Raw genomic sequence first — 10,678 nt, forward strand, 5'->3', positions numbered from 1 at the left:
TCATTAATATGAATTTGTCAGCATAGGAAAGGCACGGCACACTGTCGCCGTTCCTCCCCCAACAGTTGGAACAACTTCAAGGGCTTTCCGGGTTTCCCAGGCAAGCCCTTTTTTTTCCTCGGTTTTTAATGGAACGATGTTCATCATGCTTGCTCGCTGGTTGCCCGCCGCCATCAACACCCGCCCTTCGGAATGGAGTCGCGCTGCCATCGGCATGGCGCTGGGAACAATGTTCAGCGTCTGGCTGTGCGCTCAGGTATTCGGCATGCAAGTGGCGCAGCACCTGGTCGGTCCGCTGGGTGCCTCGGCGGTCTTGCTGTTTGCCGTGTCTTCCGGCGCGCTCGCGCAACCCTGGTCGATTCTCGGCGGCTACTTGAGTGCTGCGGTGGTAGCGTTGCTGGTGGCCCACGTGCTGGGTCGGACCCTGGGCAGCGCGTGTCTCGCGGCGGGCATGGCGCTGATCCTGATGTGCTGGCTGCGTTGCCTGCACCCGCCGGCCGGGGCACTGGCATTGCTGATGGTGCTGGCGGACCCCGCGACCATTGCCATGGGCTGGAAAGCCCTGGGCCCGGTGATGCTCGCCGCATTGACCATGCTGTTCAGCGCCTTGGCCTACAACAACTTGACGCGCATCCGTTACCCGAAACGCGCCAGCGAACCGGTGGCCGTCGTTCCCGCCGACCACCCTCCTGTCGACAGCCAGGCGATCACCGCCCAGGACCTGAAACTGGCCCTGGCGCAGATGGAGGCCTTCATTGACGTTACCCCTGAAGACCTTGAACAGCTGATCCATGCCACTGAGTTGCAGGCCAGGCGGCGCAGTATTGGCGAGGTGCTAAGCCGTAGCGCCTGAACCGGACTGTTTTTCGTTTGCTTCTGCAAAAATGCAGAAAGCACCTGCACATTTTCCGGTTGTACGAGGCAAATTTGCACTGTTACGATCCTGCATCGCTCGCGCGCGAGCTTGTCTATAAAGAACAATAAAAGCAGGGAGTTAGTGATGACTGCTGAGGTTTTATCGAAGGGGACTTCGTCCATGGTCGCCACGCAAAATGAAGTGCTGGCCGAGGTCCGCAACCACATCGGTCACCTGACCCTCAACCGCCCCGCCGGTCTCAACGCCATTACCCTGGAAATGGTGCGCGACCTGCAACGTCAGCTCGACGCCTGGGCACAGGATGAACAGGTGCATGCGGTGGTGCTGCGCGGCGCCGGCGAAAAAGCCTTCTGTGCCGGTGGCGACATTCGCTCGCTCTACGACAGTTTCAAGAGCGGCGACACCCTGCACCAAGACTTCTTCGTCGAGGAATACGCCCTCGACCTCGCGATTCATCATTACCGCAAACCGGTGCTGGCCTTGATGGACGGCTTCGTGCTGGGCGGCGGCATGGGCCTGGTGCAAGGCGCCGACCTGCGGGTGGTCACCGAGAAAAGTCGACTGGCGATGCCTGAAGTCGGCATCGGTTATTTCCCGGACGTCGGCGGCAGTTACTTCCTGCCGCGCATCCCCGGGGAACTGGGGATATACCTGGGCGTCAGCGGCGTGCAGATCCGCGCGGCCGATGCGCTGTACTGCGGTCTGGCCGATTGGTATCTGGACAGCAGCAAGCTGGCCACGCTGGATGACAGACTCGATCAACTGCAATGGCACGACACGCCATTGAAGGACCTTCAGGGCCTGCTGGCGAAGCTCGGGGTGCAACAGTTGCCCGATGCGCCGCTGGCCGCCTTGCGCCCGGCTATCGACCATTTCTTCGCCTTGCCCGATGTGCCGAGTATTGTGGAACAAATGCGTGAGGTAACGGTCGCCGACAGCCATGAGTGGGCGACGACCACCGCCGACCTGCTGCAGACCCGCTCGCCCCTGGCGATGGGCGTGACCCTGGAAATGCTCCGGCGCGGCCGGCACCTGAGCCTTGAACAGTGCTTCGCCCTTGAACTGCACCTGGACCGCCAGTGGTTCGAGCGCGGCGACCTGATCGAAGGCGTGCGCGCCCTGCTGATCGACAAAGACAAGAATCCGCGCTGGAACCCACCGACCCTGCAGGCGCTGGACGCCGAACATGTAGCGAGTTTCTTCAACGGTTTCGATGAGAGCGGGAGCTGAATCATGCACGACCTCGAATTGACTGAAGAACAAGTCATGATCCGCGACATGGCCCGGGACTTTGCCCGGGGCGAAATCGCGCCCCACGCCCAGGCCTGGGAAAAAGCCGGCTGGATCGACGATGCCCTGGTGGCGAAGATGGGTGAGTTGGGCCTGTTGGGCATGGTGGTGCCCGAGGAATGGGGCGGCACCTATGTCGACTATGTTGCCTACGCCTTGGCGGTGGAGGAAATCTCTGCTGGCGATGGCGCCACCGGCGCGTTCATGAGCATCCACAACTCGGTGGGCTGCGGGCCGGTGCTCAACTATGGCAGCGAAGAGCAGAAACAAACCTGGCTGGCCGATCTTGCCAGCGGCCAGGTCATTGGGTGCTTCTGCCTGACCGAACCCCAAGCCGGTTCCGAGGCGCACAACCTGCGCACCCGCGCCGAATTGCGCGATGGCCAGTGGGTGCTCAACGGCGCCAAGCAGTTTGTCAGCAACGGCAAACGGGCCAAGTTGGCCATCGTGTTTGCCGTGACCGACCCGGAGCTTGGCAAGCGCGGCATTTCGGCGTTCCTGGTACCGACCGATACCCCTGGCTTTATCGTCGATCGCACCGAACACAAAATGGGCATCCGTGCCTCCGATACCTGTGCGGTCACTCTGAACAACTGCACCATTGCCGAGGCCAATCTGCTGGGTGAACGCGGCAAGGGCCTGGCCATTGCCCTGTCCAACCTCGAAGGCGGCCGCATCGGCATCGCCGCCCAGGCGCTGGGCATTGCCCGCGCGGCATTCGAAGCGGCGCTGACCTATTCCCGCGAGCGCGTGCAGTTCGGCAAAACGATTAATGAACACCAGAGTATCGCCAACCTGCTGGCCGACATGCACATGCAACTGAACGCAGCGCGGCTGATGATCCTGCACGCGGCACGCCTGCGCACGGCCGGCAAGCTATGCCTGTCAGAGGCCTCGCAGGCCAAGCTGTTTGCTTCGGAAATGGCCGAGAAAGTCTGCTCGTCAGCGATTCAGATTCACGGCGGGTATGGGTATCTGGAAGATTACCCGGTCGAGAAGTATTACCGGGATGCGCGGATCACGCAGATCTATGAAGGGTCGAGCGAGATTCAGCGGATGGTGATTGCCCGCGAATTGAAGAATTACCCACTTTAAAGCTTGAGAGCTTCGCGAGCAGGCTCGCTCCCACATGGGACCTCAGCGTGAATGAGATCCCTGTGGGAGCGAGCCTGCTCGCGAAGAGGCCCGCAGGCCACTACATCACTTGCCCTGGAACTCGGCCTCACGCTTGGCAATAAACGCCGCCATCCCTTCCTTCTGATCCTGCGTCGCAAACGCCGCATGGAACACCCGACGTTCAAAGCGCACGCCTTCGGACAAGCTCACTTCAAAGGCACGGTTCACGCTTTCCTTGACCATCATCGCAATCGGCAGCGACTTCTTGGCAATCAACGCCGCGACTTTCAGCGCTTCATCCAGCAATTCATCGCTCGGCACGATGCGCGCCACGATGCCGCAACGCTCCGCTTCCACGGCATCGATCAAACGCCCGCTCAAGCACATCTCCATGGCCTTGGCCTTGCCCACGGCGCGGGTCAGGCGCTGGGTGCCACCCATGCCCGGCAACACGCCGAGGTTGATTTCCGGCTGGCCGAACTTGGCGTTATCACCGGCCAGGATGAAGTCGCACATCAGTGCCAGCTCACAGCCACCGCCCAGGGCGAAGCCGTTGACGGCGGCGATGATCGGCTTGCGACGGTTGGCCACGCGGTCGCTGTCGCTGAACAGGTCGTCGATATAGATCTGCGGATAGGTCAGCTCGGCCATTTCCTTGATGTCAGCACCGGCGGCAAAGGCCTTTTTCGAACCGGTCAGGACGATGCAACCGATGTTCGAGTCGGCCTCAAAGCCGTCGAGGGCGTGGTTCAGTTCGCTGACGATCTGCGCGTTCAACGCGTTCAGCGCCTGCGGGCGGTTGAGGGTAATCAGGCCGACCCGGCCATGGGTTTCCAGCAAAATCGTTTCGTAGTTCATTAATTGACTCCTGCTAAGCACTCGGTCCCTGTAGGAGCGAGCATGCTCGCGATGAACCAGAGAACGCTGTGGGGTATCAGGCACCCAGCGTCATCGTTGACCACCATCGCGAGCATGCTCGCTCCTACAGGGGTTCCTTTTCAAAGATTGCGTGAAATGACCATGCGTTGAATATCGCTGGTGCCTTCGTAGATCTGGCAGACCCGCACGTCGCGGTAGATCCGCTCCAGCGGGAAGTCGTTCAAGTAGCCGTAGCCACCCAATGTTTGCAACGCCGACGAGCATACCTTCTCGGCCATTTCGGATGCGAACAGCTTGGCCATCGATGCTTCCACCAACGCTGGCTTGCCGCTGTCTCGAAGCGCCGCCGCGTAATGCACCATCTGCCGCGCCACGGCGATCTGGGTCGCCATGTCCGCCAGGCGGAAGGCCACGGCCTGGTGCTCGATGATCGGCTTGCCGAAGCTCTCGCGCTCACGGGCATAGTCGCGGGCCGCTTCGAAGGCGGCGCGAGCCATGCCCACCGATTGCGAGGCGATGCCGACACGCCCGCCTTCAAGGTTGGCCAGGGCGATCCGGTAGCCTTCGCCCTCTTCACCCAGGCGATTGGCCACTGGCACTTTCACCTCTTCGAAGAGAATCTGGCAGGTGTCCGAGGCATGCTGGCCGAGCTTGTCCTCGACCCGGGCGACTTTGTAGCCCGGCGAATCGGTGGGCACGATGAACGCCGTGATGCCGCGCTTGCCGGCCGACGGGTCGGTCACGGCGAACACGATTACCACCCCGGCGTTCTGCCCGGAGGTGATGAACTGCTTGCAGCCGTTGAGCACGTAGTGATCACCGTCCAGGCGCGCACGGGTTTTCAGGCCGCTGGCGTCGGAGCCGGCCTGGGGTTCGGTGAGGGCGAAAGCACCCAGCATCGCGCCACTGGCCAGGGGCTTGAGGAAGCGCTCTTTCTGATCGTCGTTGCCGTAGTTGAGAATCGGCACGCAACCTACCGAGTTGTGCACGCTCATGATGGTCGAGCAGGCACCGTCGCCCGCGGCGATTTCCTCCAGGGCCATGGCGTAGGCCAGGTAACCGGTATCGCAACCGCCCCACTGCTCCGGCACCAGCATGCCGAAGAAGCCCAGCTCGCCCATCTCGGTGATGGCCTCCTTGGGAAAGCGGTGTTCACGGTCCCATTCGGCGGCGAACGGTTTCAGCCGTTCCTGGGCAAAGTCCCGGGCCGCGTCGCGTATTTGCTGCTGTTCGTCATTGGGGATCATGACCATTCCTTGAAAAGGTAATCGCTCCCTGTGTAGGAGCTGACGAGTGAAACGAGGCTGCGATCTTTTGATGTTGCTTTTAAAGATCAAGATCAAAAGATCGCAGCCTGCGGCAGCTCCTACAGGGGTCGTGTTAGTAGAGGCATTCCACGGCCATGGCCGTCGCTTCGCCGCCACCGATGCAAATCGCTGCAACGCCGCGCTTCAGGCCTTTCTGGCGCAGGGCCGAGAGCAAGGTCACCAGGATCCGTGCGCCAGAGGCGCCAATGGGGTGGCCGAGGGCACAGGCGCCGCCGTGCACGTTGAGTTTTTCGTGAGGGATTTCCAGCTTGGTCATGGTCACCAGGCTGACCACGGCGAAGGCTTCGTTGACTTCCACCAGGTCCACGTCGTTCAGCGACCAGCCGGTTTTCTTCATCAATTTCTCGATCGCGCCCACCGGTGCCACCGGGAACAGGCTCGGCGTATCGGCGAATGCCGCATGACCGTGGATCACCGCCAGTGGCTTGAGGCCACGCTTGTCGGCTTCGGAACGGCGCATCAGCACCAGTGCCGCCGCGCCGTCGGAGATGGAGCTGGAGTTGGCCGCCGTCACGGTACCGCCATCGCGAAACGCCGGTTTCAGCGAGGCAATCTTGTCCAGTCGGGCTTTCGGTGGCTGCTCGTCGTTGCTGATCGTCACCTGTTCCTTGCCGACGGTGACGGTCAACGGCACGATCTCGTCCTTGAAGCTGCCGTCCTTGATGGCCTGCTGGGCGCGGGTGGTCGAGGCCACCGCAAACGCATCCTGGGCTTCGCGGCTGAAACCATTGGTTTCGGCGCAGTCTTCGGCGAAGGTACCCATCAGGCGTCCCTTGTCGTAGGCGTCTTCCAGGCCGTCGAGGAACATTGAATCCAGCACCCGGCCATGCCCCATGCGGTAGCCACTGCGTGCACGGTCCAACAGGTACGGCGCGTTGGACATGCTTTCCATGCCACCGGCGACTACCACCTCGGCGCTGCCGGCCACCAGCATGTCATGGGCCAGGATGGCCGCTTCCATGCCCGAGCCGCACATCTTGTTGAGGGTGGTGCAACGGGTCGATTTATCCAGGCCGGCGCCCAGTGCCGCCTGACGCGCAGGCGCCTGGCCCTGGCCGGCAGGCAATACGCAGCCGAACAGCACTTCGTCGACGGCATCGCTGGCAACGCCAGCACGTTCCACCGCGGCCTTGATGGCGGCGGCACCGAGTTGCGGCGCCGTGAGGCTTTTCAGTTCGCCCTGGAAGCCGCCCATCGGGGTGCGCACGGCGCTGACGATAACAATTGGATCGTTGGCAATAGTCATGACAAATCCTCCTTATTTGGCCGCCATGCGCAAGGCACCGTCGAGACGGATCACCTCGCCATTGAGCATGCTGTTTTCAATGATATGCCGGACCAGCGAAGCGTACTCGGCGGGTTTGCCCAGGCGCGGTGGAAACGGCACGCCGGCAGCCAGGGAGTCGCGCACTTCCTGGGTCATGCCGGCCATCATCGGCGTTTCGAAAATGCCCGGGGCGATGGTCATCACGCGGATACCGAAGCGCGCCAGTTCACGGGCGGCCGGCAAGGTCAGGCTGACGATCGCCCCCTTGGACGCCGAGTACGCCGCCTGGCCGATCTGGCCGTCGTAAGCCGCCGCAGAGGCGGTGTTGATGATCACGCCGCGCTCGCCATCGGCGTCCGCTTCGGTTTCGGCAATCGCCGCCGAGGCCAGGCGCAACATGTTGAAGCTGCCGATCAGGTTGACGTTGATCACCTGGCTGAAGCTTGCCAGCGCATGCGGACCGTTCTTGCCCAGGATCTTTTCGCCACGCACGATGCCGGCACAGTTGACCAGGCCATTGAGGCCACCGAAGGCCTTGACCGTTGCCTGCACCGCGGCCTCGGCCGCTGCTTCGCTGCTGATGTCTGCCACCACGCTTTGCGCGCCCAGGCGCTGGGCCTGCGCCGCGACAGCCTCGGCATTCATGTCCACCAGCATCACCTTGGCGCCGGCCGCGACCAGCATTTCAGCAGTGGCCGCACCGAGGCCGGAAGCACCGCCGGTGACGAGAAAAACCTTGTTTTCGATCTGCATGATTGTTTCCTTGGATTCAAGCTGGAACGTTCTTCGCCGCGGCCTCTTGAGCCTTGGCGACTTCCTGGTTGCGCAAGATAAAGCGCTGCAATTTGCCGCTTGGGGTTTTCGGCAACTCGCTGACAAATTCGATTTCGCGGGGATACGAGTGCGCCGCCAGGCGCTTGCGCACGTATTGGCGCAACTCTTCGGCCAGCTCCGGGGTTGCGCGGTATTGCGAGCAGATCACGACGAAGGCCTTGACCAGCTCGGTGCGCTCCGGATCGGGTTTGCCGACCACTGCGGCTTCCACCACCGCCGGGTGCTCGATCAATGCGCTTTCCACATCGAACGGGCCGACGCGGTAGCCGGAGGTGGTGATCACGTCGTCGCTACGGCCGACGAAGCTGATGCTGCCGTCCGGGTTCCACTCGACCGTGTCGCCGCTCAAGTAGTAATTGCCGACGAAGGCCTTGGTCGGCGCGCCTTCGTAGCCAGCGAACCAGCACATCGGCGATTGGGTACGGTCGATGGCGAGAATCCCCGGCTGGCCGACGCCCAGTTCCCGGTAGTCATCGTCCAGCACCACGATGCGGTGGCCGGGCGAGGCAAAACCGGCGGCGCCCATATGGATCGGGTGCTCCAGGCCATGGTGGTTACACAGCACCATGCCCAGTTCGGTCTGGCCGTAATGGTCATGGATGACCACGTCCAGGTTATCGGCGAACCAACGGATCACTTCCGGGTTCAGCGGCTCGCCGGCGCTGCTGACAATGCGCAGCTTGCCCTTGATCGACCTGGCGAATTCCTCGCCACCGGCGATCAACAGGCGATAAGCCGTCGGTGAGCCGGTGAGGTTGGTGATCCCGTACTTGTTGATCACCCGGCAGGTGCTTTCCAGGGTGAACGGACCATCGTAGAAAGTAATCGGATGCCCCATGGACAGCGGACCTGTCACGCCGAAATAGATGCCATAGGCCCAGCCCGGGTCGGCCAGGTTCCAGAAGGCGTCTTCGGGGCGCAGATCCACTGCGTCAAGGGTGTAGCCCTTGAAGGCGACGATGGCCTTGAGCGGCACCGACAGCGCTTTTGAAGGGCCAGTGGTGCCCGAGGTAAACATCAGCAGGAACGGGTCTTCGCCGGTCAGCAGCACCGGTTCGCAATCATTGCCGTAGTTGGCCAGTTCGGCCCAGAAGCTGTAGTCACCACGGACAATGCCCTGCCCTTTGGCACCTGCGACGGTGACGATGGTTGGGCAGTCGGCGACTTCCGCGAGTTTCGAGCGATTGACCGCGTCGGTCACCACTACTTTGGCTCCGGAACTACCCAGGCGATGCTCGATGGCCTTGGGGCCGAAAGCGGTGAACAACGGTTGATACACCGCGCCGATGCGCCAGGTGGCAAACACGGTGATCAGCAATTCGATATTGCGTGGCAGGAGCCCGGCGACTTTGTCGCCTTTCTTCACGCCTTGGGCCAGCAGGAAGTTGGCGAAACGCGCGGCTTTGTCCTGCAGGTCGGTGAAAGTGTAGGTCGCGCTGGTGCCGTCACGTCCCTCCCAGAACAACGCGATACGCCCAGGGAGCGCATGCCGGTCGCAACATTCGATACAGGCGTTGAGAGCGGTCAGATTGCCTGCGAGTGCGGCATCGACGGTATGCTGGTAGTTGAACTGTGAAACAGCAGACAAGTAATCGCGCATTGCCAGAGTCCCTGTATTTTTTGTTAGGTGGGGGAACCGTAACCAACAGGGAAATACTCGCTCCAGGCGGGGTGTGGGGCAATGGTCAAAGTTATCAAGTTGCTTGACTGGTTTGGCCAAAAACCAACCTGGGAACGCGATCCCTGTAGGAGCTGCCGCAGGCTGCGATCTTTTGATCTGTTTTTCAGCGGCCCCGAAAAGATCAGGATCAAAAGATCGCAGCCTGCGGCAGCTCCTACAGGGGGGTTAGGGAGATTCGTTGAGAATCAAACTGCGGTAATGCCCGGGGTTGGACCCCGACCATTTGCGAAATGCCTTGTAGAACGAACTTGTATCGGCAAATCCCAGCCGGGCGGCGATGTCGGCGAAGCTGATGGCTGGTTCCGCCAGCCAGGCGATGGCCAGTTCCTTGCGCACGCTGTCCTTGAGCCCCTGATACGTCTGACCTTCCTCGGCAAGGCGACGGCGCAGGGTCGAGGCCGACATGCACAGGCGTTGCGCCAAGGTTTCGGTCTCCGGCCACTGCTCGGCGGGTAGTTGCCGCAGGTCCTGCTTGATCCGGCTGGCCAGGCTTTGCGGGTCGCGGTACTTGACCAGGATGTTGGCCGGCGCATGGGCCAGGAAGCGCCGCAGCTCCTCAAGGCTGCGCTTGATCGGCAGGCCCAGGCAGTCAGCGGAAAAGATCATCCGTGTACGTGGTCGGTCGAAACGCAGGTTCTCGGAGAACATCACCTGATAGTCATGGCAGAAATCCGGCTGCGCACAGCGCAGCTCGATCGCCAGGATCGGAATTCGGCGTCCGGCCAGCCAACAGGCCACGCCGTGCACGATCATCCAATAGGTAAAGTAAGTGAAGGCCCGACGCGGTTCATGGTCGTCCTCGAGCAACACGATTTCCGCCAGGCTTTGCTGATGAACCAGCTCGGCAGGCATGCGCTCAAGCATCAACGACAGGAAACTCAAACCCGTGGTGAGCCCGGCGGCCAGGCTGGGCTGGACCATGGCACAGCGACAGAGGAACTCCAGGCTGCCGGATTTGAGCTTGCGCGGGTCCATGCCGAAAAACTCGTCATCCCCACGCCGCGCCAGCAAGCGCCACAAGCGCGCATAAGCGCTGGCCGCAACACGGGCGTCGCTGCTGGCGAGCAACGCCGAATCAATGCCAACCTTGTGCAATACCTCATCGGTAGCTGCGCCCGGTTCGCAACTTTGCAGCAGCGCTTCACGCACCAACTGAATGGAAATGGTGTCTTTTTCCGACATTACGCGAGGCGAGCCCTGTTCTGGTTCGAGGAGGTGGGCATATTAACGCAGCCGCCTGCCTGGCGCAGATCCCTGTAGCAGGTGGCTTATCGGTGAAGGTGGCTGGTAGCCTATCTTTTGTTGACTGCGTACATATCCGTTCCTGCGGTAACGGCCGCTTATCTTTTGTTGACTGCGTACATATCCATTCCTGCGGTAACGGCCGCTTATGGTTTCGCTTTTAC

General features: G+C 61.6%; 10 protein-coding genes. 3 read left to right on the forward strand and 7 right to left on the reverse strand.

All coding sequences use genetic code 11. The annotated features are described in order from the left end of the window. Nucleotides 1–3 precede the first annotated feature (3 nt). Nucleotides 4–147: a hypothetical protein gene (locus PG5_RS34365; RefSeq protein WP_155943756.1), complete on the reverse strand. Its 144-nt coding sequence runs from the start codon at nt 145–147 to the stop codon at nt 4–6. Here PG5_RS34365 and PG5_RS28455 point away from each other — a divergent pair. From PG5_RS28455 to PG5_RS28465, 3 genes are all read left to right on the forward strand, one after another. Then, nucleotides 146–853, forward strand: coding sequence for an HPP family protein (locus PG5_RS28455; protein ID WP_042955820.1), 708 nt, complete (start codon nt 146–148; stop codon nt 851–853). The genes PG5_RS34365 and PG5_RS28455 overlap by 2 nt on opposite strands. A gap of 147 nt (nt 854–1,000) precedes the next feature. Continuing rightward, nucleotides 1,001–2,107 (forward strand): enoyl-CoA hydratase/isomerase family protein, encoded by a 1,107-nt coding sequence (locus tag PG5_RS28460; RefSeq protein WP_033042293.1) that lies wholly within the window; start codon nt 1,001–1,003, stop codon nt 2,105–2,107. A 3-nt stretch (nt 2,108–2,110) separates the two neighbouring features. Continuing rightward, nucleotides 2,111–3,262 carry an acyl-CoA dehydrogenase family protein gene (locus PG5_RS28465; RefSeq protein ID WP_020800541.1) on the forward strand — a complete coding sequence of 384 codons (1,152 nt, stop codon included), beginning with the start codon at nt 2,111–2,113 and terminating at the stop codon, nt 3,260–3,262. 105 nt (nt 3,263–3,367) lie between these two features. On the opposite strand, the gene PG5_RS28470 is transcribed toward PG5_RS28465, so the two are convergent. From PG5_RS28470 to PG5_RS28495, 6 genes are all read right to left on the reverse strand, one after another. Continuing rightward, nucleotides 3,368–4,141, reverse strand: a complete 774-nt coding sequence (locus tag PG5_RS28470; protein WP_020800542.1) for an enoyl-CoA hydratase — start codon at nt 4,139–4,141, stop codon at nt 3,368–3,370. 140 nt (nt 4,142–4,281) lie between these two features. Beyond that, on the reverse strand, nt 4,282–5,409 hold the full coding sequence (locus PG5_RS28475; protein ID WP_020800544.1) for an acyl-CoA dehydrogenase: 1,128 nt from the start codon (nt 5,407–5,409) through the stop codon (nt 4,282–4,284). Nucleotides 5,410–5,542: 133 nt separating this feature from the next. Next, nucleotides 5,543–6,736, reverse strand: a complete 1,194-nt coding sequence (locus tag PG5_RS28480; RefSeq protein WP_020800545.1) for an acetyl-CoA C-acyltransferase — start codon at nt 6,734–6,736, stop codon at nt 5,543–5,545. A 12-nt stretch (nt 6,737–6,748) separates the two neighbouring features. Continuing rightward, a complete protein-coding gene (locus tag PG5_RS28485) occupies nt 6,749–7,510 on the reverse strand; it encodes an SDR family NAD(P)-dependent oxidoreductase (protein WP_020800546.1) in 762 nt (253 codons plus the stop codon). A gap of 16 nt (nt 7,511–7,526) precedes the next feature. Further along, a complete protein-coding gene (locus tag PG5_RS28490; protein ID WP_020800547.1) occupies nt 7,527–9,191 on the reverse strand; it encodes an AMP-binding protein in 1,665 nt (554 codons plus the stop codon). Between the two features lie 246 nt (nt 9,192–9,437). After that, on the reverse strand, nt 9,438–10,454 hold the full coding sequence (locus PG5_RS28495; RefSeq protein ID WP_020800548.1) for an AraC family transcriptional regulator: 1,017 nt from the start codon (nt 10,452–10,454) through the stop codon (nt 9,438–9,440). Nucleotides 10,455–10,678: the final 224 nt, after the last annotated feature.

Origin of the sequence: Pseudomonas sp. G5(2012), assembly GCF_000408945.1 — a bacterium.
Lineage (GTDB): Bacteria > Pseudomonadota > Gammaproteobacteria > Pseudomonadales > Pseudomonadaceae > Aquipseudomonas > Aquipseudomonas umsongensis.